Below are 26,197 nucleotides of genomic sequence, written 5' to 3'. Positions count from 1 at the left end.
CCTTTCGGCATCGGCGAGGGGCCCGCAACGGGGCCGGAAGTGGGACGGGAACAGAGGGACGGGAACAGGGGGACGTCAGAGGGTGAGGAGCGGACGGAGTTCGGCGAAGGTGCGGGCACCGATGCCGCTGACCTGCCGGAGCTGGTCGACCGAGCGGAACGAACCGTGCGAGGCGCGGTAGGCGAGGATGCGCTGGGCGAGGGTCGGGCCGACGCCCGGGAGGGCGTCGAGCTGTTCGAGGGTGGCGCGGTTGAGACTGACGGGTGGCCGGGGCGTACCGGCACCGGGCAGTCCGCCGGCGCCTCCGGGAGCGGGGACGGGTACGGGAACGAGCGCCTGCTCACCGACCGTGATCTGCTCACCGTCCGTCAGGACGCGGGCCAGGTTGAGGCTCCGGGTGTCCGTCTCCGGCAGCGGACCGCCAGCCGCCCGCAGCGCGTCGGCCACCCGCGATCCCCCGGGCAGGGTGTGCAGACCGGGCAGGTGGACCCGGCCGCCGACGTCGATGACGACGGCGGGCTCGGCCCCCGGGCCCGCGGGGCCCGTGGGTGGCCCGGCCCCGCTGCCGGGCGGGCCGTCGATGGCGGGCGGGCCCGGCTCCGGCGGCGCCGACGCGGCCGCCAGTGCCGGAACGGCGACCGCCTCCGGTCGGGCCAGCCAGAAGTGCTGCACGGCGTAGCCCACCGCGAAGAGGAGCAGGACGGCCAGCCCGGCCACCGCCCGCCGGTCGAGCGCCAGCGCCGAGGCGAACCGCAGCCGCGCCCCGCCGCCCGGCGGATCGGGGAGGTGCACCGGCTCGGGCGGGCCGGCCCCCGGCGGCACTGCGGCAGGCGGTACGGCCGCCACCGGACCACCCTCCGGCGGCTGGCCGGCAGTCGGCTCACGGCCCGCCGGCTCGCTGACCACCGGCTCGTCCTCTGTCGGCAACAGCGCCGCCATCCGCAGCCGTACCGTCTCGTCGATCGCTTGGCGCTTCGCCGCGCCCAGGCCCAAGGTCGTCATGGCGAGGACGTTAGGAGCACCTCGCGAAACCCGTGGAAATTTCCGAAAGCCTGTGGAAAACCCGGGGGTTGTGGATAAAAAGTGTCACTCACACGAGTGGCCACACCATCACGCAGTTGACCCGAGCCGCCCTGAGCCGCCCGCCCCAACCCCCCGCCTCAGCGCGGCGCGACCACCACCGCCAGCAGCCCCGGCCCGACGTGCGCGCCGATCACCGCCCCGACCTCGCCCACGTACAGCTCCCGCAACCCCGGCACCCGCGCCCGCAGCCGCTCCGCGAGCTGCTCGGCCCGCTCCTCGGCGGCCAGGTGGTGGACGGTGATGTCCACCTCGCCCTCCCCCGAGCGCTCGACCGCGATCTCCTCCAGTCGGGCGATCGCCCGCGACGCCGTCCGCACCTTCTCCAGCGGCTCGATCCGCCCCCCGTCCAGGTGCAGCAACGGCTTGACCGCCAGCGCCGAACCCAGCAGCGCCCGCGCCGCCCCGATCCGCCCGCCCCGGCGCAGGTGCTCCAGGGTGTCCACGTAGAAGAAGCCGCTGGTCCCGGCCGCCCGATCGGTCGCCGCCCCGGCCGCCTCCGCGAGGCCCAGGCCGGCTTCGATCGCCTCGGCCGCCGCCAGCACGCCGTACCCGAGGGCCATTCCGACCAGTCGGCTGTCGACCACCCGCACGGGCACCGGCGCCTCGGCGGCGGCCAGCCGGGCAGCCTCGACCGTGCCGGACAGTTCGCCGGAGATGTGCACCGACACGATTCCCCGCGCCCCGGCCTCGGCGGCCGCCCGGTAGGTGGCGGCGAAGGTCTCCGGGTTGGGCCGTGAGGTGGTCACCCGCTGCTTGCCGCGCAGCGCCTCGGCGACGTCCTTCGGGGAGATCTCGACGCCCTCGCAGCGGACCTCGTCACCGACCGCGACGCTCAGCGGTACCACCGTGATCCCGTGCCGGTCGAGCGCCGCCTGCGGCAGGTAGGCCGTGGAATCGGTGACAAGTGCGAGGTCGGAGGGCATGAGGCGGAGGTTACTCCCCGTTCGTCCGGGATGACAGCAGCTGTCCGCGCGCTCCTGGACAGGCCCGGCCGCGCGCGGGAATCAGCTCGCGGACGGCCCCGTGGAGGGCCCCGCCGACGGCTTCCGCAGCCGCTGCGCCAGCTTCGCCAGCGGGTCGGCCAGCCCGAGGATGTCCTCGGCGTTGGGCCGCCCCCTGCCGTCCGTCAGCCCGGCCCGGGCCGCACCGGCACCGGCACCCGCACCCCCGCCTGCCCCAGCCCCAGCCCCAGCCCCAGCCCCCGCACCGGCAGCACCGCCCCCCGCCGTGTCCCAGTGCCGCAGCGCCCCCGCCTCGCTCTCGCACTCCTGGCTCAGCCGGCTCAGCTCGTCGTCCGCGAACCGGTGCATCCGGTCCTGGGCCGCCCACCGCATGGTCTCCGCGGCGTGGGTGATCCGCTCCGCGCGCTCGCGCAGTTCCGGCAGCTTGGCCGCGATCCGCGTGGTGTCCGGCTCGCGTTCCAGCACCCGCAGCTCGCCGTCCAGCTCGGCCGCGTGCGCGTCGAGCCGGGTGAGCAGCGCGAGCGACTCGCCGAGCTGGCCGTCCTGCTCCAGCCCGCCCTCCAGCACCTGTCGGGTGCCGTCCAGCGAGGTCCGCAGCTGGAGGCGGACGGTGGCGATCTGCGCGGGCGGGCCGACCTTGGTGTACTTCTTCGCCTTGAGGGTGGCGGTCTCGACGGCGCGCCGGGCGTTGGCCTCGTGCCTCTCGACCTTCGCGGCAACGGCCTTGGCCGCCTTGACCGTGCCGACCACGGCCAGGACGAGCGTCGCGACCCCGAAGAGCAGGACCAAGCCGATCATCACGCCGAACACGTCCATCGCGCGTCACCTTCCGCCGCCGTTTCGGCCCCCACCGGGCCCAACGCGGGCCGCACTGCCGTGGGTTCCACCGTAGCCGCCGCACCCGGGCCCGGAAGGCCCGGAACGGGCCCGGCGGACGGAGATCAGGGACAGATCCGGGATCTCCCGGAGGGCCCGCACCCGCTCCACCTGCGCCTCTGCACCCCTGCGCCTCTGCCCCCTGCGCCCCACCCCGCACCCTCGCACGAGGTCCGGACAGAACACCGGGCGGGCGCCCCGAAGGACACCCGCCCGATCAACTCCTGTCCGGAGCCGTCCCGAACCGACCTCAGCCGGTCACGATGTTCACCAGCTTCGGCGCCCGCGCGATCACCTTCCGCACCGCCGCGTCACCGATCGCCGCGACCACCGCCGGGTCCGCCAGCGCCAGCGCCTCCAGCTCCGCGTCCGTGATGCCCGGCGCGACCTCCAGCCGGGCCTTGACCTTGCCCTTGATCTGCACCACGCAGGTCACCGACTCGTCGACCACGTACGCCGGGTCCGCGACCGGGTAGTCGGTGTGCGCCAGCGACTCGCCGTGGCCCAGGCGGCGCCACAGCTCCTCGGCGATGTGCGGGGCCAGCGGCGCGACCATCAGCACCAGCTGCTCGGCCACGGCCCGCGGCGTGGAGCCGCGCTTGACCAGGTAGTTGTTCAGCTCGATCGCCTTGGCGACGGCCGTGTTGAAGCGCAGCCCGGCCATGTCGCCGCGGATGCCGTCGATCGCCTTGTGCAGGGCGCGCAGCGTCGCGTCGTCCGGCTCCTCGTCCGTGACGACCAGTTCGCCGGTGCCCTCGGAGACGACGTTGCGCCACAGCCGCTGCAGGAAGCGGTAGGAGCCGACGACGGCCCGGGTGTCCCACGGACGGGAGACGTCCAGCGGGCCCATCGACATCTCGTACAGGCGCAGGGTGTCCGCACCGTACTCGTCGGCGATCTCGTCCGGGGCGACGGCGTTCTTCAGGGACTTGCCCATCTTGCCGGCCTCGCGCTTGACCGGCTCGCCCTGCCAGAAGTACTTGCCGTCGCGCTCCTCGATCTCGGCGGCGGGCACCGGGAAGCCGCGCTCGTCGCGGTAGACGTCCGCGGTGATCATGCCCTGGTTGAACAGCTTGTGGAACGGCTCGACGGAGGAGACGTGCCCCAGGTCGTGCAGCACCTTGTGCCAGAAGCGGGCGTACAGCAGGTGCAGCACGGCGTGCTCGGCGCCGCCGACGTACAGGTCGGCGCCGCCGGCCGGCTTGGCCTCGGTGGGGCCCAGCCAGTAGCGCTCGTTGGCCGGGTCGGCCACCGCGTCGGCGTTGGTCGGGTCGACGTAGCGCAGGTCGTACCAGCAGGAACCCGCCCAGTTGGGCATGGTGTTGGTCTCGCGGCGGTAGCTGCGGACGCCGTCGCCCAGGTCCAGCTCGACGTTGACCCAGTCCTCGTTGCGGGACAGCGGGGTCTCCGGCGAGGAGGCCGAGTCGAACGCGTCGTAGGTGCGCGGCGAGTAGTCGTCGACCTCGGGGACCTCGACCGGCAGCATCGACTCGGGCAGCGCGTGCATCACGCCGTCCTCGTCGTAGACGATCGGGAACGGCTCGCCCCAGTACCGCTGGCGGCTGAACAGCCAGTCGCGCAGGCGGTAGTTGACGGTGCCCTCGCCGATGCCGCGCTCGGCCAGCCAGGCGGTGGCGGCGGCCTTGGCGTCGACCACGCTCAGCCCGTCCAGGGACAGCGACGAGGACCGGGACCCAGACTGCGGCGAATCACCCTCGGAGCGCACCGAGTTGACGATGACCGAGTCGTAGGTGTCGAAGGCGTCGTCCCACTCCGCCGGGTCCGAGCCGCGCCCGTCGGTGGGCTCGACGACGCAGCGCATCGGCAGCGCGAAGGCGCGGGCGAAGGCGAAGTCGCGGTGGTCGTGGGCGGGGACGGCCATGATGGCGCCGGTGCCGTAGCCCATCAGCACGTAGTCGGCGATGAACACCGGGACGGACGCGCCGCTGACCGGGTTGACGGCGTAGGCGCCGGTGAAGACGCCGGTCTTGACCTTGGCCTCGACCTGGCGCTCGACGTCCGACTTGGCGGCGGCGGTGGCCCGGTAGGCGGCGACGGCCTCGGCGGGGGTGGCGGCGCCGCCGGTCCACTCGGCGGGCACGCCCTCCGGCCAGGCGGCGGGCACGATCGAGTCGACCAGGTCGTGCTCGGGCGCCAGCACCATGTAGGTGGCGCCGAACAGGGTGTCGGGCCGGGTGGTGAAGACGGTGATCTTCCCGCCGTCGACCGCGAAGTCGACCCGGGCGCCCTCGGAGCGGCCGATCCAGTTGCGCTGCTGCAGCTTGATGGCCTCGGGCCAGTCCAGCAGGTCCAGGTCGGCGATCAGGCGGTCGGAGTACGCGGTGATGCGCATCATCCACTGGCGCAGGTTGGACTTGAACACCGGGAAGTTGCCGCGCTCGGAGCGGCCGTCCGCGGTGACCTCCTCGTTGGCCAGCACGGTGCCCAGGCCCGGGCACCAGTTGACCGGCACCTCCTTGGCGTACGCCAGGCGGTACTCGCCCAGCACCTCGTCGCGCTCACCGGCGGTCAGTTCGGCCCAGGCGCGGCCGCCCGGCACCTCACGCTCGCCGGACTCGAACCGGGCGACCAGCTCGGCGATCGGGCGGGCCTTGCCGGCCGCCTCGTCGTACCAGGAGTTGAAGATCTGCAGGAAGATCCACTGCGTCCAGCGGTAGTAGTCCGGGTCGATCGTGGAGATCGAGCGGCGCGGGTCGTGGCCCAGGCCCAGCCGGCGCAGCTGGTGGCGCATGTTGGCGATGTTGGCCTCGGTGGAGACCCGCGGGTGGGTGCCGGTCTGCACCGCGTACTGCTCGGCGGGCAGGCCGAAGGCGTCGTAGCCCAGCGTGTGCAGCACGTTGTGGCCGGTCATCCGCTGGTAGCGGGCGAAGACGTCGGTGGCGATGTAGCCCAGCGGGTGGCCGACGTGCAGGCCCGCGCCCGAGGGGTACGGGAACATGTCCATGATGAAGCTGTGCGGCTTCGCGGCGACGTCGCCGGCGGCCGGGTCGGCCAGCTCACCGGTGGGGTTGGGGGCGTGGAAGGTGCCCTCCTTCTCCCAGATGTCCTGCCAGCGGGACTCGATCTCCGCCGCCAGCGCGGCGCTGTACCGGAACGGCTCGGTCGCGGTCTCGGCCGCGCCGGACGCAGGGGTCGTCTCGCTCATGGTCCTTCAAGCTCCATCGGTGTCAGTTGGCGAACCGCGACGCGGCCGACCGTGGACCCCTCCCACGGCGCGGGCGGGGGCGGAAAACAAAAAATCCCCTCGCAGGAGGGGACGCCACGCCGACTCCGGCACCGCCCGAGGGCGCGGCCGGTCCTGGTCAGCGCGGCCGGCTAAGGAGCAGGCGCACGGTTCGCATGGGCTCAGGGTACCGCAAGCAGGTCAGGGCTCTCCTGGCCGTCCCACCGGCGGCACCGCGCCCCTGCGGCCCCCACGGCCAACCGCGCCGCGCCACCGACCGCCGCACAGCCGCCCACCCCCACAGCCGACCGCCGACCGCCGAACCACGGCCAACCGCCCACCCCCACCGCCTACGGCGCAGCCGCCCGCGCCGTCCCGCCGTCCCGCAGCCCCGCCGCCTCGAAGTCCCGCAGCGCCCGGGCCAGCCGCTCCGACTGCATCCCCGCCGCGAGCGCGCGCGCCAGCCCCGCCGTCCGGGCGGCCTCCCGCTGGTCGCCGAGCCGCCGGTGGGTCTCGGCCAGCCGGACCATCAGCAGCGCCTTGGACCGGGCGCGCCCCGACCCGAGCCCGGCGACGGCCTCGGCGAGCAGGGCCTTCGCCATCCGGTGCTGACCGAGCGCCAGCCGCCCCTCCCCCACCATCCCGGCGAGGTCGGCCCGAGCCTCCTCGGTGCCGGGGACGCCGTCGATCTCGGCGAAGGCCCGGGCGGCGGCCGCCTCGGCCTGGTCGGCCTCGCCGCGGCGGCCGTGGGCGCGGGCGATCCTGCCGTACTGGCGGGCCCGCCCGGTGGGGCTGAGTGCGGGCCCGTGGGCGTCCAGGGCGGTGCGCAGCGCGGTGACGGCGTCCAGGCCGCGCCCGCCGCTGCCCTGGGTGGCGAGGGCCACCAGCGCGCCGAGCCCGGCGACCCCGAGCCGGACGTCGCCGCTGACGTGGGCGGCGCGCAGCGCGGCGACGAAGGCCCGCTGGGCGGCCGCGTCGTGGCCGAGGTCGAACGCGGCCCAGCCGGCCAGCCGGGCCAGCCTGCTGGCGGTGCCGTACAGTTCGCGGCCGAGTCGTTCGTCGTACGCGCCGAGCTCCAGGAGCTTTGCCAGCATGGCGAGTTCGGCGCGGGTGGGGCCGAGGACGAGGCCGCCGCCGCAGGAGCGTTCGAGGCGCTGCTTGCTGCGGTAGGAGAGGCCGAGCTCGCCGGCCAGGGTGGGGTCGACGCGCAGCGCGCCCTCGCCGCCGCCGACCGGCGGTGGCGGTGAGGAGAGCCGTTCGGCGGCGTGGTCGAGGTCGGCGCTGCGGAACAGGTCGGTGAGCCGGACCGGTCCGGCGTCGGTGGCGGCCTCGCGCAGCGCGGTCTGGGCGGTGTCGGCGGTCCACGGGTCGGTGAGCAGCCGGGGCGAGAGGATCTTGGCGCCGCGGTGGCCGCCCATGCGGCCCCAGAGCTGCTCGTAGGTGACGGCTATGCCGAGGGTGCGGCTGAGCACCTCGCAGACCGTCTGGTCGTGCGGGCTGCGCGGCACCATGCCGCGGTCGCGCCACTTGTACGGGGCGGTGGAGCTGATCGCCAGGCCCGGCGGGAGGGCGAGGCTCACCTCACGGGCGAGCCGTTCCGGACTCCAGCCGAGCTGGTGCAGTATCCGGGCCAGCTCCTCGTTCCGCCTTCGCTGCAGATCGGCCATGGCACGACGGTAGCGGTCTTTCCCTCCCGTCCGCCGGTGGCATGCACACAACGGCGAAGAGCCGCCCCCCGTAACGGGAGGCGGCTCTTGACCACTGTGGAGCTATGGGGAATTGAACCCCAGACCTCTTGCATGCCATGCAAGCGCTCTACCAACTGAGCTATAGCCCCTTGACCTGCGATGTCGCCGGGTTTCCCGTCGTTTCCGTCCGGTTTCCCTCGGCGACATCGACTACTTTACACGGTCCTGGGGGTGCTCCTGAAATCCGCTTCCCGGGCCGGTCACCGCACCCCCGGTCACCGCACCCCCGGTCACCGCACCCCCGGTCCCCGAGCCGACCCGACCCGACCCGAGCCGAGCCGAGCCGCCTGGCACCGTCCCCGCCGGCACCCGGGCGAACAGCAGGGCGCGGGTACGGGGCACAGGAACCCGAGGGCCCCCACCCCGCGATCCCCTTCCAGGAAGCACGAAAGGCCGCCACCCTCAGGTGACGGCCTCTCGAACCACTGTGGAGCTATGGGGAATTGAACCCCAGACCTCTTGCATGCCATGCAAGCGCTCTACCAACTGAGCTATAGCCCCGCGACACTGGCGACCTGGCTCCGGAACTCCGATTTCCACGACCGCCGATGCGGAGTGGAGCTATGGGGAATTGAACCCCAGACCTCTTGCATGCCATGCAAGCGCTCTACCAACTGAGCTATAGCCCCGCACTCGCCGGATCTCCCGCTTCCCTTCCGGGCCGCGTTCCTTCCCTGCGAACGAGGAAGACTCTAGCTGGTCAGGCCCGGAACTGCGAAATCCGCTCCTTCCGGGCCCCTCGAAGCCCCCGTCGCCGAGTGCCGTCAGGTGCCGAGTGCCGTCAGGTGTCGTCGCCGATCACCGGCTGCGGGAGCGTGCCCGCGTTGTGCTCCAGCAGACGCCAACCGCGCGCCCCCCTGCCGAGCACCGACCAGCAGCAGTTGGACAGCCCGCCGAAGCACTCCCACACGGGAGGCTCCAGTCCCAGCAGCCGCCCGAGCATGGTCCGGATGGTGCCGCCGTGGCTGACCACGACCAGGGTGCCGTTCTCCGGCAGCTTGGCGACCGCCTCCAGCACCACCGGCACCGAGCGGTCGGCGACCTCGGTGGACAGCTCGCCGCCACCGCGGCGCACCGGCTCCCCGGCCGCCCAGGCCGCGTACTCCTCCGGGTGGCGCTCACGGATCTCGGCGTTGGTCAGGCCCTGCCAGGAGCCCGCGTAGGTCTCCCGCAGCCCCTCGTGGTGCTGCACGTCCAGTCCGGTGACCCGGGCCAGCTCGTCGGCGGTGCGCCGGGCGCGCTTGAGGTCCGAGGAGATCAGCAGGTCGGGGTGCAGGCCGGAGAGCAGCCGGGCCGCCCGCTGGGCCTGCAGCACGCCCTGGCCGGTCAGGTCGATGTCCGTGGTGCCCTGGAAGCGCGATTCGAGGTTCCAGGAGGTCTGGCCGTGCCGCCAGAAGACGACGCGCGGGCCGCGCGCATCCCTGCTCAGTGCAGGTCCTCGGGCTTGCCGAAGTCGTCGGCCGGGGCGACGGCGTTGCCGGCGTCGTCGGTGATCGCGTCGGGGCGGTTGCGCGACTCCACGGCGTCCTCGGGCAGCGGCAGCTCGGGGCAGTCCTTCCAGAGGCGGTCCAGCGAGTAGAAGGAGCGCTCCTCGGAGTGCTGGACGTGCACGACGATGTCCAGGTAGTCGAGCAGGATCCAGCGGCCCTCGCGCTCGCCCTCGCGTCGCACCGGCTTGATGTCCAGCTGCTCGCGCAGCTGGTCCTCGATCTCCTCGGCGATCGAGCGGACCTGGCGGTCGTTGTTCGCGGAGGCGATCAGGAAGGCGTCGGTGATCGACAGCACCTCGCTGACGTCGAAGGCGATGATGTTGTGCGCGAGCTTGTCGGCCGCCGCCTGGGCGGCGACGTTGATGAGCTGCTGGCTGTGGTCGGTGACGGTCACGGTGTTCTTCCGGCTCGGCGGCGTGGGACGGCCCCGGCACGGCGGCAGGGGTCGCCTTCCAGGATCTCACGCCGTCCCCGCGGCCTCGGAACGCATTTCCGGGGCCGCGGGGCGGGCGAGGGGCCGGAGCCGGTCCGCTACTGGGTCTTCGGCGGCTGGTAGTCCTTGCCGAGCACGACCACCAGGTCCGCGTTCTGGGCGTCGCCGACCTTCTTCACCGCCGTGTCCGGCAGCCCCAGGCTGGTCGCCAGGGACTTCGCCGCGCCCTGCCGGGCGTCGTCGGTGTAGCGGATCTCACTGGTGGCCTGCGGCGCGGTCTTGGCGCCGCCCGGGATGAACGTCAGGCCCGAGTTGACGATCTGGACCTGCGCCGCGGCGCCCGCCGCGTCGTTGCCGGAGGCGTCCTGGACCGAGACCCGGGCGGGGGCGTCGCCGGCCGCCGCGGACTTCACGGTGCCGCCGAGCACGTCCTTGACCTGCTTGCCGGCGGTCGCCTCGTCCAGGGTGCCGTCGGGCTTGACGGTCAGCGCGGTGGTGCCGAAGTGGCCGTCCTTGGCCTGCTGGGCGAGCTGGGTGAGCACGCCGGCCAGGGCGTCCTCGGGCAGCGAGGGGTCGAGCACCGCGTTCATCCGGTGCACGTCGTCCTTGGCGTCCTTGAACGTGGTCGGCATGGTGCGCACCACGGCGTCCATGACCTGGCCGAACCGGGCCAGCTGGGCGTCCCGGTTCTCGCCGGGCGCCTGGAGGGTGGCGTAGGCGACCGCGGCCTTCCCGCTGAGCAGGGTGTTCTTGCCCGCCGGGGAGAGCTGCTTGCCGTCCGGCTTGCCGCCCTCGCGAGTCTCGGCGTTGGTGTCCACCCGGACGCCGCCGAGCTGGGAGACCAGCAGTTCCAGGTACGGGGTGTCCAGCCGCCAGGTGCCGGCCACCGGGGCGCCGAGCACGGTGGACAGGCCGTCGCGGGTCGCCGAGGCGCCGATCGCGTCCATGGCCTGGCCGACCGTGGTCACCGGCGGGTCACCCGGGCCGGGCAGCCGCAGCACGTCGGGCAGCAGCAGCACCGTGCCCTTGTGCCCGGAGGCGTCGTCGACCAGCAGCGCGCTGGACACCTTGCCCTGGAGGTCGCGCAGGTGGACGACGTTGACCTGCCGCCCGCCCGCCGCGGCGGCCGCGGTCGGCTTGTCCCCGGTGAACCACAGGTAGCCGCCGACGCCGCCGGCCGCGAGCGCCAGCACCACGCCGAGGCCGACCAGCCGGTTCTTGAGCTTGCGGCGGCGCTCGGCGCGCACCTCGCTGCGGGACTCGGCGAACTTCAACCAGTCGATGACGTCCTCGGACTCCTCCGCCTCCTCGTCGACGAAGGTGAACTCGCCCGTCTGGTAGGAGTCCTTGGGCGCCCGGCCGCCGGCCTTGCCGGGACGGGCCCCGGCCACCTGCTCGGAGGGCGCGGCCTGCGCGGCCGGGGCGGCCTCCGCACCCGGCCGGGGGGTCCGGCGGCGCGGCGGCGGCACGGCGGCGGGCCCCGCCGGGGCGGACGGCTGCGGCACGGTCGGCTGCGGCTCGGCGACCACCGGCCCGGCCGGCGCGGCCGGGGCCACCGGTGCGGCCTGGTACGGCTGCTGCTGGTACGCCTGGTACCCCTGCTGCTGGTAGCCCCCGTACGGGTCCTGCCCGTACACCGGCTGCCCGTACTGGTCGTACGTCGGCGGCTCGTACGGCTGCTCCTCGTACCCCTGCTGCCCGTACGTCTGCTGCTGCGGGAACTGCCCGCCCTGCTGGCCGCCCTGCTGGTAGCCCTGGGCCTGGGCCTGGGCCTGCTGCCCGCCGTACGAGCCCTGCCCGTACACCGGCTGCCCGTACTGGTCGTACGTCTGAGGCCCGTACGGCTGCTCCTCGTACTGCTGCCCGTACGCCGGGGGCTGCTGCTGCCCCTGCGGGTGCCCCTCGCCCTGGCCCTGGTACGACTGCTGGTACGGCTGCTGGTACTGGCCGGTGGACCACTCCTGCGGCTGCCCGCCGTTGCCGCTGCCGTTACCGCTGCGATCGGTCACGCCCGCTCCTGGCTCAGGTCCCGTGCGGCGCGTAGAGCGCCCGCTTGTCGATGTAGCGGACCACCCCGTCCGGGACGAGGTACCAGACCGGCTCGCCCTTGGCGACCCGGTTGCGGCAGTCCGTGGAGGAGATGGCCAACGCCGGGACCTCCACCAGGGAGACCCCGCCCACCGGAAGCCCGGCGTCCGACAGAGTGTGCCCCGGACGGGTGCAACCGATGAAGTGGGCCAGCGAGAAGAGTTCGTCCGAGTCGTGCCAGGACAGGATCTGGGCCAGCGCGTCGGCGCCGGTGATGAAGAAGAGGTCCGCGGCCGGGTGCAGGGAATGCAGGTCGCGCAGGGTGTCGACGGTGTAGGTCGGGCCCTCGCGGTCGATGTCGATCCGGCTCACCGAGAACTGCGGGTTCTCGGCGGTGGCGATGACCGTCATCAGGTAGCGGTCCTCGGCCGGGGTGACCTGGCGGTCGCTCTTCTGCCACGGCTCACCGGTCGGGACGAAGATCACCTCGTCCAGGTGGAACGCGCTCGCCACCTCGCTCGCGGCGACCAGGTGGCCGTGGTGGATCGGGTCGAAGGTGCCGCCCATCACCCCGAGGCGCTTCTTCACCGGTTCCGGTCCGCCGGGATTCCCGGCCTGCTCTCCCATGCCGCCACACCTTACGCGACGCCCGTTGCGGTGCGGGAACGCCCGTGTGGGGGTTGTCCGCAGATGCGTGAGGGAGCGGCCGGCGCACCGGCCGGACGCTCCCCGAGCGGTCCCGGGACGGAGCTCAGCGGTCCCGGTTGAAGCGGGTGGTGATGAAGAGCAGGAGAACCAGGATGAACAGCGCGGCGCCACCCGTCAGCAGCGGGTTGAGGCTGTCGTGGTTGCCCCCCTCGGCGAGGAGGTTCAGGGCGGGGAGTGCGGCAGCAGTGCTCATGGTCGGCGGGACCTTCTCGGCTCGGTGACGGACCTGGGGGTGGTTCCGGGCCGGTGAGGGCCCACCCGTCATCGTACGGGGGGTTACGCGGCAACCGCTCGGCGGCCCACCGCCGCTGACCGGGCGTGAGCGAACCGAGGGGGACGCGGCGTCTACTGGCCCCGGAAGGCGCGGGCCATGATCCAGACCAGCAGGCCGATCCCGACGAAGGAGGCGATCACGATGATCCGCAGGAACAGGCCCGGGCCGGCCTCGTCGGAGATGGGTGCGGCCAGGCTGACCAGCGCTTCGGTGGACATCTGAGGGACTCCTCGAACTGCTCGGTACCGCGGCCGGGTCCGGTCTCGGTTCTCCAGGGCATTCAGGGTAAACCCGCCTCACACCGGCAGCGCCCACCGGCCCCCGCGCCGCGCCCGACCCACCACCGACCCGCCGCCAAGCCGCCGTCAAGCCGCCGCCGCACCGCCACCGCGGCCGTGCCCGGGGCCGTGCCCGGGCCCGCCCCCGGGGACGAGTACGCAACCGCGGACGTTGCACAGGCAGTCGTTGCAGACGAGTCACTGCCGGCGAAGACCAGCGGGGGGCCGGGCGCTGCGCCGAGGCCGCCGTCGACCAGGAGGTACGCAGACCATGACCGACACGACCGCGAACGCACCGAGCCGCCGTCGTCAGCGCTTCCCCGAGATCTCCACCCGGGCCTGGGAGCACCCCGCCGACCGCTCGGCGCTGGTCGCCCTGCGCCGGCTCTCCGGCTTCGACGACGTCCTGCGCAAGCTCGCCGGGCTGGTCTCCGAGCGCTCGATCCGGCTGATGTTCCTGGCCACCGCCGTGAAGACCTCCGAGCGCCAGTTCCCCGAGCTGTACGGCATGGTCCGCGACGCCGCCTACGTGCTCGACCTGGAGCAGGTCCCGGACCTGTACGTCAGCCAGGACCCGACGGTCAACGCGTTCACCATCGGCATCGACACCCCGATCATCGTGGTCACCAGCGGCCTGGTCGAGCTGCTGGACGAGGAGGAGCTGCGCTCCGTCATCGGCCACGAGGTCGGCCACGCGATGTCCGGCCACGCGGTCTACCGGACGATGCTGATGATCCTCACCAACATCGCCACCCGGATCGCCTGGGTGCCGCTCGGCAACCTGGCGATCATGGCCATCGTCACCGCGCTCAAGGAGTGGTTCCGCAAGGCCGAGCTGTCCAGCGACCGGGCCGGCCTGCTCGCCGGGCAGGACCTCCAGGCGTCCATGCGGGCCCTGATGAAGCTGGCCGGTGGGCACAACCTGGCCGAGATGAACGTCGACGCCTTCCTGGAGCAGGCCGAGGAGTACGAGAAGGCCGGGGACCTGCGCGACGGCGTGCTCAAGCTGCTCCAGCTGCTGCCGCAGACCCACCCGTTCGCGGTGGTCCGGGTCGCCCAGCTCAAGAAGTGGGCGGAGAGCGACGAGTACCGCTCGATCCTGGCCGGCGCCTACCCGCGCCGCACCGACGACCCGGACACCTCGGTCGGCGAGCAGTGGAAGGCCGCCGCCGAGCACTACACGACCTCGGTGAAGGAGAGCAAGGACCCGCTGATGGGCCTGCTGCGGGACGTGGCCGGCGGCGCCGCGACGGTCGGCGGCAAGCTGCGGGACACCTTCACCGGTGGCGGCCGCAACGACTCCGGCCCCCGCAACGGCTCCGGGGAGCGCGGCGACTCCGGGAACCGCGCCGACGGCTGACCCCCGCCCCCGCCCTCTCCCCCGCCTCCTCCGACGGGACGGCCGGTGCCCCGCCCGGGTCACCGGCCACCCCGCCGCCGCCCCGCCGCCCCGCTGCCCAAGACGCCCCCGACGCCGCCGCCACCCCGACGCCCGCCCCGCTCAGCTCCCGGCCAGCACCCCGCACACCTGCCAGGCCGGCCGCGCGTGGTTGCCCGGGTCGACCGGCGTCGGCGCGGCCACCGCGGTGCCCTGCGCGGTGGCCAGCACCGGCTGCAGGAAGCCCGCCATCGAGGCGGTGCACGGCTCCGGGCCGGCCTGCAGCACCGCGTCCACCAGCCGCAGCTGCGCCTGCCCCAGGTCGACCCGGTCCAGTTGGAAGGTCAGCTCGCGCCGCACCGTCTCCAGGGTGACCGGGGCGCCGGCCGGGGCGCCGGCGGGCTTCAACGCGTAGACGAAGGTGTGGTCGGTGGTGATCTGCAGCGTGCCGCCGTCCGACTCGTCGACCCGCATCGCGCCGACCACCTTCACGGTGTCGGAGGCCAGCGCGACCTGCGCCGGGTCGAAGCGGACGATCCAGCCGGTCACCGCGTGGTGCCGGTCGTCCACCGGCTGGGCGACGCTCGCGTCGAACTGGGCCTGCTCACCGGGCGTGACGAAGACCCGCACGTCCGTGGTGGCGCCCTGGACCAGCTCCGCCGGCGCCAGCGAGGAGGCGACCAGGTAGCGCTGCACGGTGTCGAGGGCCTTGGTCACCTCGACCTTGCTGAAGTGCTCGGTGCCCGCGCCGCTCGGGGTGTTCAGTCCGGCCGCCCCGTCGCCGTACCCGGTCGGCAGCGCCGCGAACGGGTGCGCCGGGTCGGCGACCGGGCGCACGGCCGAAGCCGGGCTCAACGCGACCAGGCTGACGGTCAGTTGACTGCCCTCCGGCCGGGCCGGGATCCCCTTGGGCGAGTTCACCCCGAAGTACACCGCGGCCCCGAAGGCCAGCAGGATGAGCAGCAGCAGGGCCAGCGCCTGACGCGGCACGCTGCCCAGCGGCCCGAGCCGCACCCGGGCCCGGGTGGCCTTGCCGAAGGAGCCCGCGAGCCGCTCCCGGGCGGACAGTTCCTGGATCCGGGCAGCCCGGACGAACGACTCGTCGAAGACGACGGACCGGAACTCGTCCTCATTGCCGGAACCGCCCTCGGGCGTACCCTCAGGAGGCTCGCGCGGGTCACCCATAGCACCAGGGTAGGCGCACACCGGGCCCGCCACGAGGGCCCCGGCGCAGATTGCCGGGAACGCTCCGTGACCACCGCCCCGGGGCGTGCGCCCCCGGACACTCCCTTAGGGCGTCGACGCCGCCAGTGACGGCTCGGCCGGCACCGACCGCGGGTCCGCGCCCGGGCTGCTGCTGCCGGACTCCGGGCGCCGGGGCGCCCCCGAGGAGCCGCCCACGCCCTGGTAGACGGCCGCGACCGCCACCGCCACCAGGCTCACGCCCATGATCACGGCGAGCACCCAGGCCACCGGCCGGTGCCAGCGCTGCTGGGCCACGTACCGTCCGCGGGCCCGCACCGGGTCGTAGCGCCGCCCCCACCGCCGGCCCCGGCGGCCGGTCGCCCGGCCCGGGCCCGACCAGGGGTCAGGGTAGAGGTGGTCCTCGTCGAGTCCGCTCGGGTACGGGCGCAGCTCCAGCGGAAGCCCGTCCGCAGCCGGCACGTCATAGCTCCAGCCCGGTCCCGCGGAGTCCGGCTCGAACCGCGCCTCGGCGGCGGCGAGCTGCCGCTCCTTGGCGGTCGGCTCGTGCACGGCGGCGGACCGGACGAAGGCCTCATCGAAGACCACGGTGGCGAACTCGTCGTCCGCACCACCGTGGTCGGCGCCGTCGGGGTACGGCAAGCCCCCCACATCCTCAGCCACGGATTCAGCGTATTACCGGCCGGGCGATTTGTCTGTGGCTCCCGGCAGTTGGTCCGTCACCCGTGTGACGACCGCCCCGCGCGGCGCCCCGTTCGGCGCCCGCGCCCCGCCCTCACTCGGCGTCCGCGCCCCCGCCCACGGTCTGCGTCTCCTCGCCGCGGACGTGCCCGTCACCAGTGACGATGTACTTGGTGCTGGTCAGCTCCGGCAGGCCCATCGGGCCGCGGGCGTGCAGCTTCTGGGTGGAGATGCCGATCTCCGCGCCGAAGCCGAACTCACCGCCGTCGGTGAACCGGGTGGAGGCGTTGACGGCCACCGTGGTCGAGTCCACCAACTGGGTGAACCGGCGGGCGGCGGCCTGCGAGGTGGTGACGATCGCCTCGGTGTGGCCCGAGGACCAGCGGCGGATGTGCTCCACGGCCGCGTCCAGCGAGGGCACCACGGCCGCCGCCAGGTCGTACGAGAGGTACTCGGCGCCCCAGTCCTCGTCGGTGGCGGGCACCGCGGTGACGCCGGTGCCCTCGGCGGCCTTGAGCACCGCCTCGTCGCCGTGCACCGTCACCCCGGCCCCGGCCAGGGCGGCCAGCGCGAGCGGCAGGAAGGCGTCCGCGACGTCCTGGTGCACCAGCAGCGTCTCGGCGGAGTTGCAGACGCTGACCCGCTGCGCCTTGGAGTTCAGCAGGATGCCGACGGCCATCGCCAGGTCGGTCCGGGCGTCCACGTACACGTGGCAGTTGCCGGTGCCGGTCTCGATCACCGGGACGGTCGAACCCTCGACCACGGTGCGGATCAGCGAGGCGCCGCCGCGCGGGATCAGCACGTCGACCAGGCCGCGGGCGCGCATCAGCTCCTGCACCGAGTCCCGGCTCTCCCCCGGGACGAGCTGGATGACGTCGGCCGGCAGCCCGGCCGCGACGACGGCGTCCCGCAGGACGGCGACCAGCGCGGTGTTGGAGCGGTAGGCGGAGGCGGAGCCGCGCAGCAGCACCGCGTTGCCGGACTTGAGGCAGAGCGCGGCGGCGTCCACGGTGACGTTCGGCCGGGCCTCGTAGATGATGCCGACCACGCCGAGCGGCACCCGCACCTGACGCACGTCCAGGCCGTTCGGCAGGGTGTAGCCGCGCACCACCTCGCCGACCGGGTCGGCCAGGCCGGCCACGTCCCGCACGTCCGAGGCGATCGCGGCGATCCGCTCGCCGGTCAGGCTCAGCCGGTCGACCACCGACTCGGCCGTCCCCGCCGCGCGGGCCCGGGCCACGTCCTCGGCGTTGGCCGCGACGATCTCGGCGCTGCGGGCGACCAGCGCGTCCGCGATCGCCAGCAGCGCGGCGTCCTTGGCCCGGCGCGGCAGCGGGGCGAGCGCGGCGGCCGCCTCCCGGGCACGGCGCGCTACGGCGAGGACGGGGCTGTCGGCGGTGGCGAGGTCGTTGGTCATGCCGCCAAGGGTAGCGACTGCCCCCGCGCCGCCGAGCCGTCATTTCGCCCGGTGAGACACCGCCCGGACGGCTCCGCACGCCCTCGGTACGGCCCGCGCCCCGCCCTCAGCACGGGCCCGCCCCACCACCGGTACGGCCGCCCCCCGCCCTCAGTACGGGTGCACCCCGCCCAGGTGCGGCGGCGGATCGCCGAAGCCCTCGGCGACCCGCTTGCGGTACGTCGCCCGGTCGACCACTTCCAGCCCGACGATCTCCCACGGCGGCAGGCTCGCGGTCACCTTGTGCTCGCCCCACAGCCGCAGCGCTATCGCCGCCGCGTCGTGCAGGTCCCGGGCCTGCTCCCAGTAGCGGATCTCGGCGTGGTCGGCCGCGTAGCGGGCGGTCAGGAAGAACGAGTGGTCGTGCGCCAGCCGCTCCAGCGAGGCCCGCAGCGCGGACAGCGGGGTGGTCTGCCCGGCCACGCTCAGCACCACGTGCCACAGCCGGGCCTGCTCCGGCACGCTCGGCGGATCCGCCGCCTGCGCGCGCTGCGGCCGCAGCCGGCGCACCCCGCCGGGCCCCTGCGACGGCGGACCGGCCGGCTCGGCGGGGCCGTCCCCGCGTCCGCCGTCGATGCTGGTCAGCCGCCGGCCCGCCGTCCCTCCGGTCAGCGCTGCCTCGCGCCTGCGTTCCACCGGCGGCCTCCTGTTCGGCGATCTCGTGTCGTCCCGTACCGGCCCGCCGGCCCCCGGCCGACCGGTACGGCTGCGCCCCTCCTCGCCCGCGGCCGGTCCGCTCCCGTACGGAGCGGCCCGCCGACCGCGCCGCGCCGTCCGGCCGCTGCCGGCCGTACGGCCGGTCAGCCGTGCAGAACGACCAGGTCGTCGCGGTGGACGACCTCGCGCTCGTACCCGGCGCCGAACTCCTGGGCCAGGTCGCGGGTGGACCGGCCGAGCAGGCGGGGCAACTCCCTCGCATCAAAGTTGACCAGTCCGCGGGCCACGATGTGGCCGTTTTCGGCAAGAAGGTCCACCGGATCACCCGCGGCGAAGTCCCCGTCGACCTTGGTCACCCCGGCGGGCAGCAGCGAAGCGCCGCCGGAGACGACCGCCTCGACCGCGCCCGCGTCCAGGTGCAGGGCGCCGCGCGGGCTGCTGGCGTGGGCCAGCCAGAGCATCCGGTCGGAGGTGCGGCTGCCGGTGCGCCGGAAGAGCGTGCCGGTGGGCCGCCCGGCCAGCGCGTCGGCGGCGTGGCTGGCGGCGGTGAGCACCACCGGGATGCCCGCGCCGGTGGCGATCCGGGCCGCCTCCACCTTGGTGACCATGCCGCCGGTGCCCACGCCCGCCTTGCCGGCGCTGCCGATCTGGATGCCGTCGAGGTCGTGCGGGCCGCTCACCTCGGCGATCCGGCTGGTGCCGGGCCGGGACGGGTCGCCGTCGTAGAGGCCGTCCACGTCGGAGAGCAGCACCAGCAGGTCGGCCCGGACCAGGTGGGCGACCAGCGCGGCGAGCCGGTCGTTGTCCCCGAACTTGATTTCGGCGGTGGCGACGGTGTCGTTCTCGTTGACGACCGGCATCGCGCCCATCGCCAGCAGCTGGTCCAGCGTCCGGTAGGCGTTGCGGTAGTGGGCGCGACGGCTGGCGTCCTCGGCGGTGAGCAGTACCTGGCCGACCCGGATGCCGTACCGGGCGAAGGAGGCGGTGTACCGCGCGACCAGCAGCCCCTGGCCGACGCTGGCCGCGGCCTGCTGGCGGGCCAGGTCCTTGGGCCGCTTGTCCAGACCGAGCGGGGCGAGCCCGGCGGCGATGGCACCGGAGGAGACGAGCACCACCTCCGGCGGCTCCGGGCGGCTGCGCGCCTTGGCGAGCGCGTCCACCAGGGCGTCCACCCGGTCGGCGTCCAGGCCGCCGGCCGCCGTGGTGAGTGAGGAGGAGCCGACCTTGACCACGATCCGCCGTGCGGTCAGCACCTCCTCCCGCAGTGAGTCCTCGCTCATCTCGCTGTACGCCCTTCCGGTGTGGTGCGGGTGCGGCGGGGCCCGGCCCTGCCGCCATGGCCGAAATCTACGCGATCCGCGCAGGTCACCCCCAGGGGGTTTCACCGGCTGGACCGGCCCCGCTCAAGCTCCGGACCTCTCGGGCGACGTGACGGCGCGTCATGCCGCAACACAGCGGACGGCCCCGCCACCTGTCGAGGTGGCGGGGCCGTCCGCTGCGCGGCGGGGTCGACTCAGTGCTCCTCGTCGTCCTCGATCGCGGCCTGCCGGCCGCTGGAGAGCGCCTCGAAGGCGAGGTACTCGGCCTCGGCCGCGTCCCGGCCCTTCTGCTTCTCGCGGCGGCGGTCGACCGCCGGGCGCTGGGTCTCCATCCGGTGGTCCTCACCGCGGCGACCGAGCATCTCGGCGCCGGCGGCCATGGTCGGCTCCCAGTCGAAGACGACGGCGTTCTCCTCCGGGCCGATGATGACGGTGTCGCCCTCGCGAGCGCCGACCTTCCACAGCCGGTCCTCGATGCCGAGGCGGGCCAGCCGGTCGGCCAGGTAGCCGACGGCCTCGTCGTTGCTGAAGTCGGTCTGGCGGACCCAGCGCTCCGGCTTGACGCCGCGGATGCGGTAGGAGCCGTCCTCCTCCTCGATGGTGAAGCCCTCGTCGTCGACGGCCGTGGGCCGGATCACGATCCGGGTGGACTCCTCGGCCGGCTTGGCGGCGCGCGCCTCGGCGACGATCTTCGCCACCGCGAAGCTCAGCTCGCGCAGGCCCTTGCGGGAGGCGGCGGAGACCTCGTACACCTGGTAGCCGCGCTCCTCCAGCGAGGCACGGGTCAGGTCGGCGATGTCCTGGCCGTCCGGGACGTCCACCTTGTTGAGCGCGACCAGGCGCGGGCGGTCCTCCAGACCGCCGTACTCGGCGAGCTCGGCCTCGATGGTCTCCAGGTCGGTCAGCGGGTCGCGGCCGGGCTCCAGGGTGGCGCAGTCCAGCACGTGCACCAGCACCGAGCAGCGCTCGACGTGCCGCAGGAACTCCAGGCCCAGGCCCCGGCCCTGGCTGGCGCCCGGGATCAGGCCGGGCACGTCGGCGATGGTGTAGACGGTTTCGCCCGCGGTGACCACACCGAGGTTGGGGATCAGGGTGGTGAACGGGTAGTCCGCGATCTTCGGCTTGGCGGCGGAGAGCACCGAGATCAGCGAGGACTTGCCGGCGCTCGGGTAGCCGACCAGCGCCACGTCGGCGACGGACTTGAGCTCCATCACGATGTCGCGGGCCTCGCCGGGCTCGCCGAGCAGCGCGAAGCCGGGCGCCTTGCGGCGGGCCGAGGAGAGCGCGGCGTTGCCGAGGCCGCCGCGGCCGCCCTGGGCGGCGACGAAGCTGGTGCCGTGGCCGACCAGGTCGGCGAGCACGTTGCCCTGGCGGTCCAGCACCACGGTGCCGTCCGGCACCAGCAGGACGAGGTCGGAGCCCTCGGCGCCGGTGCGGTTGCCGCCCGCGCCCGGCTTGCCGTTGGTGGCCTTGCGCTTGGGCGAGTGGTGGTACTCGAGCAGGGTGGTGACCTGCGCGTCCACGGTCAGGATGACACTGCCGCCCTCACCGCCGTTCCCCCCGTCCGGTCCGCCGAGCGGCTTGAACTTCTCACGGTGAACGGAGGCGCAGCCGTGGCCTCCGTTACCCGCGGCGACGTGCAGTTCGACGCGGTCCACGAAGGTGGTCATGGTTGTGCCTCCAGTACGGGGAAGGGTTCTTCTGCGTAAAGCGCGAAGGGTGGACCGGAGAATTCCGGCCCACCCTTCAGTGTGAGTCCTGTCAGACTCGGGAGTCCGTTCGGACTCAGGCCTCGACGGCCACGATGTTGACGACCTTGCGGCCGCGACGGTTGCCGAACTGCACCGCACCGGCGGTCAGCGCGAACAGGGTGTCGTCGCCACCACGGCCGACACCGGCACCCGGGTGGAAGTGGGTGCCACGCTGGCGGACGAGGATCTCGCCGGCCGAGACGACCTGGCCACCGAAGCGCTTCACGCCGAGGCGCTGGGCGTTCGAGTCACGGCCGTTACGAGTAGAGCTTGCGCCCTTCTTGTGTGCCATTTTTCGCTATCCCCTTACTTGCTGACCGAGTCGATGCTGGTGATACGCACCGCGGTGTGCTTCTGACGGTGACCCTGACGACGGCGGTAGCCGGTCTTGTTCTTGTAGCGCAGGATGACGATCTTGTCGCCCTTGGTCTGGTCGACCACCTCGGCGTGAGCCTTCACGCCGGCCAGGACCCACGGGTCGGAGGTGACGGCGTCACCGTCGACGACCAGGATGGTCGAGAACTCCACCGAGTCACCCGGCTTGGCCTCGATACGGTCGATCTCCAGCACGTCGCCGATGGCGACCTTGTGCTGGCGGCCGCCTGCGCGAACGATCGCGTACATGCGGTACCTACTTTCCCAACTCGGTCGGAACTCCCGACGCCAGCCACCTGGGTACGGACACAGGGGCCTCCCTCCGAACGCGCGCGCACGGGGCGCGGTGCTCTCGGAGAGGTGATGTGCTCGGGAGCGCGGCGTAGACACGCCGATGGTCAAGAATACGGACCGGCCGCCCAGGGGGCAAACCGGCCGGTACGACCGGGGGCGGGAAGGACTCCCGCCCCCGGCGTGGGCACTACTCGGACGCCGTATCACCCTCGGCGGCCGCGGCCTTCTTGGCCGCCGCGCTCGTCCGCTTGGTCGCGGTCTTGCGGGCGGTGGTCTTCTTGGCCGCCGTGGTGGTCTTCTTGGCGGCGGTCTTCTTCGCGGCGGTCTTGCGGGCGGCCCGCTTCTTCGGCGCCGGGGCCTCCTCGGCCGACGCCTCCTCGGCGGGGGCCTCCTCCGCGGCCGGGGTCTCGACGACCTCGGTCTCCGCGACGGCGGTCCCGGCGGCGGCCTCCGGGGCCACCTCCGCGACGGGCTCGGCCACGACCTCGACCGCCGGCTCGGCGGCCGGGGCGGCGGCGGCCAGGGCCGCCTCCAGGGCCGCGTCGGCCTTCGCCTGCAGCACCACGATCTCGGCGGCCTGCGGGGCACCGGCCGGAGCCGTCGCCTTGCGCACCGCGCGGCGGCGCGGACGGCCGGCCGGAGCGGCGGCGGGGGCCTCGGCCACCGGGGCCTCCACCTCCACGGCCTTCGGCGTCTCGACCACCACGGTCCCGACGGCCGGGGCCTCGACGCCCGGGACCTCCAGGGCCAGCTGGCCCTCGATCTCCTCGCGCACCGGCTCGGCGGGCTCCTCGAACGCCTCGGTGACGGCCTCGGCCACCGACCCGGCCTCGACGGCCTGCGGCTCCTCGTGGCCCGCGCCGCCCTTGCCCCGGCGACGGCGCTTGCCGCTGCCCGGGCCCGCCTCGACGGCGGTGGCCGCCGGGGCGTGGACGTGGGCGCTCGGCTGCTCCATGTGCACGATCACGCCGCGGCCGTTGCAGTGCACGCAGGCCTCGGAGAAGGACTCCAGCAGGCCCTGGCCGACCCGCTTGCGGGTCATCTGGACCAGGCCCAGCGAGGTGACCTCGGCCACCTGGTGCTTGGTCCGGTCCCGGCCCAGGCACTCCAGCAGCCGGCGCAGCACCAGGTCGCGGTTGGACTCCAGGACCATGTCGATGAAGTCGATCACGATGATGCCGCCGAGGTCGCGCAGCCGCAGCTGGCGCACGATCTCCTCGGCCGCCTCGATGTTGTTCCGGGTGACCGTCTCCTCCAGGTTGCCGCCCTGGCCGACGAACTTCCCGGTGTTGACGTCGATGACGATCATCGCCTCGGTGCGGTCGATCACCAGCGAACCGCCGCTGGGCAGCCAGACCTTGCGGTCCAGCGCCTTCATCAGCTGCTCGTCGATCCGGTAGGTGGCGAACACGTCCACCTCGGAGGTCCACCGCTGGAGCCGCTCGGCGAGGTCCGGCGCCACGTTGGAGACGTACTCGTGGATGGTCTTCCACGCCTCGTCGCCGGAGACGATGACCTTGGTGAAGTCCTCGTTGAAGATGTCGCGGACGACCCGGACGGTCATGTCCGGCTCGCCGTACAGCAGCGCCGGGGCGTTGCCGGTCGCGGCCTTCTTCTGGATGTCCTCCCACTGCTGCTGGAGGCGCTGGACGTCGCGGGTCAGCTCCTCCTCGGAGGCGCCCTCGGCGGCGGTGCGCACGATCACGCCCGCGTCGTCCGGGACGATCTTCTTGAGGATCTGCTTGAGGCGGGCCCGCTCGTTCTCGGGCAGCTTGCGCGAGATGCCGGTCATCGAGCCCTCGGGCACGTACACCAGGTAGCGGCCGGGCAGCGAGATCTGGCTGGTCAGGCGGGCGCCCTTGTGGCCGATCGGGTCCTTGGAGACCTGGACCAGCACGGACTGGCCAGACTTGAGCACCGACTCGATCCGGCGCGGGCCGCCGTGGCCCAGCGCACCGAAGTTGACCTCACCGGCGTACAGCACCGCGTTGCGGCCCTTGCCGATGTCGACGAACGCGGCCTCCATGGACGGCAGCACGTTCTGGACCTTGCCCAGGTAGACGTTGCCGACGTACGAGGTGGCCTGCTCCTTGTTGACGTAGTGCTCGACCAGCACGCCGTCCTCCAGCACGCCGATCTGGGTGCGCTGGCCGTTCTGGCGCACCACCATGACGCGCTCGACCGACTCCCGGCGGGCCAGGAACTCGGCCTCGGTGATGATCGGCACCCGTCGGCGGCCCAGCTCGCGGCCCTCGCGGCGGCGCTGCTTCTTCGCCTCCAGACGGGTCGAGCCCTTGATGGACTGCACCTCGTCCGGGTCGAAGGACGGCTCGGTGGAGCGGCGGCGCGGCTCGCGCACCTTCACCACCGTGCGGACGCCGTCCTCGGTGGTCTCGGCGGCCTCGACGGCGCCGGCCTCACCGCTGCGGCGGCGACGGCGGCGACGGCGGCGCGACGAGGACAGGCCGGCGGCCAGGTCGTCGTCGTCCTCGTCGTCCTCGTCGGCGACGGCCCGGGTCGACTCCTCGGCGGCGGGCTGCTCGGTCTCGACGGCCTCGGCGGCCTCGAAGTCCTCGGCCTCGCCACGGCGGCGGCGACGGCCGCCCCGACGGCGGCGGCGGGACGGACGGCCGTCCTCCCACTCGTCCTCGGCCTCCGGACCGGCGACGGGGGCCTCCACGACGGGCTCCTCGACGACCGGGACCTCGACCGGAGCGGCCTTCACCGGAGCGGCCTTGACCGGAGCGGTCTTCACCGCAGCGGCCTTGGCCGGGGCCGACTTGGCCGGGGCGGCCTTGGCCGGCGCCTCGGCGGCCGTCCTGCGACGGTTCGGCTCGACCCGGGTGCGGACCCGGCGGCGGCGGCCGACACCGCTGTACTCGTACTCGTCCTCGTCCTGGCGCTCGGCCTCGACGGCCGGGGCCTCGACCGGCGCCGGGGCGGCGGCGGGCTGCTGCGGCGCGGCGGGCGCGACGTAGGGGGCGGGCTCCTGGAACACCGGGGCCTGGAAGACCGCGGTGGCCGGGCGCACGGCGCGGCGGCGCACCCGGTGGTGCGGCTCGGCCTCGGCGGCCGGGGCGGGGGCGGCGACCGGCTCGGCGGCGACCGGGGCCTCGGCGACGGCCTCGACGGCCTCCTCCTCGGCGGGCTCCTCCTCGACGGCGGGCTCCTCGGCCACCGGCTCCTCCGCCGGGGCCTCGACCACCGGCGCGGCCTCGACCACGCGACGGCGGCGCGGGCGGCGGGCCGGAGCGGCCGGGGCCTCCTCGGCCACCGGCTCGGCGACCGGCTCCACGACCGGCTCGACGACCGGGGCGGGGGCGGCGGCCACCGGCTCCTCGACCGGGGCCTCGGCCTTCTTGCGGGTCCGACGGGCCCGAACGGGCTTCTCCGCCTTCTCCTCGGCCTTCGCCTCCGTGGTCTTCGTCTCCGTGGCCTTCGCCTCGGCCTCCGGTGCGGTGACCACGATCGCGGTCTCCTCCGGAGCGCCGGCCGGAGCCTCGGCACGCTTGCGGGTCCGGCGGGCCCGGACCGGCTTCTCGGCCGCCGGCGCCGCCTCGGCGGGCGCCTCGGCCGCAACGGCCGTCGGCTCGACCGGGACCACCGTCTCGGCCGTCTCGGCGGCCGCACCCTGCGGGGTGCCCGCCGGGCGGGACACCGCCCGGCGGCGACGGCGCGGCGGCGCGGCGGACGCGCCCTCACCACCGGTCGCGGCGGTTTCGTTCTGTTCCGTGGCCGCGGTCTGCTGCGGATCGGTGTTATCGAGCATGCGGGTGGATCTCCCGTCAGGCCCCCGGGCTCCACATCCGGGCACGGCACGGCACCAGTGGGCGGCCGGCATCGCGAGGATGCTCGGGCCGGACCCTTTGACGGTGCCGCCGTGCGGACGCGAGGCCGCACAGGGGCTCGTAGTCTCGCTCGGCGCCCCGCGTTGCGCGGGGTGTCGAAAGTCTTCTGGTCTGACCAGTCTTCTGAGTTTTTCCCAAGCTGAGCCGTCCCCCAACCCCGGGTGGCTCCCG

At 73.9% G+C, this 26,197-nt stretch carries 21 protein-coding genes and 3 tRNA genes; 1 reads left to right on the top strand and 23 read right to left on the bottom strand.

Annotated elements, in window-relative coordinates:
• Positions 1-75: 75 nt before the first annotated feature.
• From ACFY2K_RS12180 to ACFY2K_RS12115, 14 genes are all read right to left on the bottom strand, one after another.
• A complete protein-coding gene (locus tag ACFY2K_RS12180) occupies positions 76-1,002 on the bottom strand; it encodes a helix-hairpin-helix domain-containing protein (RefSeq protein ID WP_387711128.1) in 927 nt (308 codons plus the stop codon).
• A gap of 158 nt (positions 1,003-1,160) precedes the next feature.
• Positions 1,161-2,006: a DegV family protein gene (locus ACFY2K_RS12175; protein WP_375896665.1), complete on the bottom strand. Its 846-nt coding sequence runs from the start codon at positions 2,004-2,006 to the stop codon at positions 1,161-1,163.
• Between the two features lie 81 nt (positions 2,007-2,087).
• Entirely contained in the window at positions 2,088-2,861 is a 774-nt protein-coding gene (locus ACFY2K_RS12170) for a hypothetical protein (RefSeq protein WP_380644739.1), read from the bottom strand.
• Positions 2,862-3,171: 310 nt separating this feature from the next.
• Positions 3,172-6,087: a leucine--tRNA ligase gene (gene leuS / locus ACFY2K_RS12165; protein WP_387711126.1), complete on the bottom strand. Its 2,916-nt coding sequence runs from the start codon at positions 6,085-6,087 to the stop codon at positions 3,172-3,174.
• Between the two features lie 368 nt (positions 6,088-6,455).
• Complete coding sequence (locus ACFY2K_RS12160; RefSeq protein ID WP_380524806.1) at positions 6,456-7,772, bottom strand: hypothetical protein; 1,317 nt, start codon at positions 7,770-7,772, stop codon at positions 6,456-6,458.
• Between the two features lie 97 nt (positions 7,773-7,869).
• Positions 7,870-7,942, bottom strand: a tRNA-Ala gene (locus ACFY2K_RS12155).
• A gap of 339 nt (positions 7,943-8,281) precedes the next feature.
• A tRNA-Ala gene (locus ACFY2K_RS12150) sits at positions 8,282-8,354 on the bottom strand.
• Between the two features lie 55 nt (positions 8,355-8,409).
• Positions 8,410-8,482: transfer RNA gene (locus ACFY2K_RS12145), tRNA-Ala, on the bottom strand.
• Positions 8,483-8,634: 152 nt separating this feature from the next.
• Complete coding sequence (locus tag ACFY2K_RS12140) at positions 8,635-9,282, bottom strand: histidine phosphatase family protein (RefSeq protein WP_375896681.1); 648 nt, start codon at positions 9,280-9,282, stop codon at positions 8,635-8,637.
• Positions 9,279-9,737 carry a ribosome silencing factor gene (gene rsfS, locus ACFY2K_RS12135; protein ID WP_375896675.1) on the bottom strand — a complete coding sequence of 153 codons (459 nt, stop codon included), beginning with the start codon at positions 9,735-9,737 and terminating at the stop codon, positions 9,279-9,281. The genes ACFY2K_RS12140 and rsfS overlap by 4 nt, the downstream gene beginning before the upstream one ends.
• A 137-nt stretch (positions 9,738-9,874) precedes the next feature.
• Complete coding sequence (locus ACFY2K_RS12130; protein WP_387711123.1) at positions 9,875-11,785, bottom strand: LCP family protein; 1,911 nt, start codon at positions 11,783-11,785, stop codon at positions 9,875-9,877.
• Positions 11,786-11,798: 13 nt separating this feature from the next.
• Complete coding sequence (nadD, locus tag ACFY2K_RS12125; protein ID WP_375893133.1) at positions 11,799-12,431, bottom strand: nicotinate-nucleotide adenylyltransferase; 633 nt, start codon at positions 12,429-12,431, stop codon at positions 11,799-11,801.
• Positions 12,432-12,555: 124 nt separating this feature from the next.
• Positions 12,556-12,705: a hypothetical protein gene (locus ACFY2K_RS12120; protein WP_350505430.1), complete on the bottom strand. Its 150-nt coding sequence runs from the start codon at positions 12,703-12,705 to the stop codon at positions 12,556-12,558.
• Positions 12,706-12,857: 152 nt separating this feature from the next.
• Complete coding sequence (locus tag ACFY2K_RS12115; protein ID WP_188306314.1) at positions 12,858-13,004, bottom strand: hypothetical protein; 147 nt, start codon at positions 13,002-13,004, stop codon at positions 12,858-12,860.
• Positions 13,005-13,335: 331 nt separating this feature from the next.
• On the opposite strand from ACFY2K_RS12115, the gene ACFY2K_RS12110 reads away from it, so the two are divergent.
• A complete protein-coding gene (locus tag ACFY2K_RS12110) occupies positions 13,336-14,424 on the top strand; it encodes a M48 family metallopeptidase (protein WP_380403592.1) in 1,089 nt (362 codons plus the stop codon).
• 141 nt (positions 14,425-14,565) lie between these two features.
• Here ACFY2K_RS12110 and ACFY2K_RS12105 read toward each other — a convergent pair whose 3' ends face one another.
• The 9 genes from ACFY2K_RS12105 to ACFY2K_RS12065 form a co-directional block, all read right to left on the bottom strand.
• A complete protein-coding gene (locus ACFY2K_RS12105; RefSeq protein WP_375893131.1) occupies positions 14,566-15,627 on the bottom strand; it encodes a hypothetical protein in 1,062 nt (353 codons plus the stop codon).
• 105 nt (positions 15,628-15,732) lie between these two features.
• Positions 15,733-16,308, bottom strand: coding sequence for a hypothetical protein (locus ACFY2K_RS12100; RefSeq protein ID WP_375893129.1), 576 nt, complete (start codon positions 16,306-16,308; stop codon positions 15,733-15,735).
• A 112-nt stretch (positions 16,309-16,420) separates the two neighbouring features.
• The gene (locus ACFY2K_RS12095) at positions 16,421-17,743 is read right to left on the bottom strand and encodes a glutamate-5-semialdehyde dehydrogenase (protein WP_375893128.1); all 1,323 of its coding nucleotides are present in this window, start codon (positions 17,741-17,743) and stop codon (positions 16,421-16,423) included.
• A 150-nt stretch (positions 17,744-17,893) separates the two neighbouring features.
• On the bottom strand, positions 17,894-18,418 hold the full coding sequence (locus tag ACFY2K_RS12090) for a hypothetical protein (RefSeq protein WP_375893126.1): 525 nt from the start codon (positions 18,416-18,418) through the stop codon (positions 17,894-17,896).
• A gap of 164 nt (positions 18,419-18,582) precedes the next feature.
• A complete protein-coding gene (proB, locus tag ACFY2K_RS12085) occupies positions 18,583-19,719 on the bottom strand; it encodes a glutamate 5-kinase (RefSeq protein ID WP_375893124.1) in 1,137 nt (378 codons plus the stop codon).
• Positions 19,720-19,952: 233 nt separating this feature from the next.
• Positions 19,953-21,428 carry a GTPase ObgE gene (gene obgE, locus ACFY2K_RS12080; protein ID WP_375893123.1) on the bottom strand — a complete coding sequence of 492 codons (1,476 nt, stop codon included), beginning with the start codon at positions 21,426-21,428 and terminating at the stop codon, positions 19,953-19,955.
• 115 nt (positions 21,429-21,543) lie between these two features.
• Entirely contained in the window at positions 21,544-21,801 is a 258-nt protein-coding gene (gene rpmA / locus ACFY2K_RS12075; protein WP_030058248.1) for a 50S ribosomal protein L27, read from the bottom strand.
• Between the two features lie 14 nt (positions 21,802-21,815).
• Positions 21,816-22,133, bottom strand: a complete 318-nt coding sequence (rplU, locus tag ACFY2K_RS12070) for a 50S ribosomal protein L21 (protein WP_375893120.1) — start codon at positions 22,131-22,133, stop codon at positions 21,816-21,818.
• Between the two features lie 232 nt (positions 22,134-22,365).
• Positions 22,366-25,947, bottom strand: coding sequence for a ribonuclease E/G (locus ACFY2K_RS12065; protein WP_380592999.1), 3,582 nt, complete (start codon positions 25,945-25,947; stop codon positions 22,366-22,368).
• Between the last annotated feature and the right edge of the window lie 250 nt (positions 25,948-26,197).

The organism is Kitasatospora sp. NPDC001309, assembly GCF_042896295.1.
GTDB lineage: Bacteria > Actinomycetota > Actinomycetes > Streptomycetales > Streptomycetaceae > Kitasatospora.
This window is presented reverse-complemented; position numbering and strand designations above follow the sequence as displayed.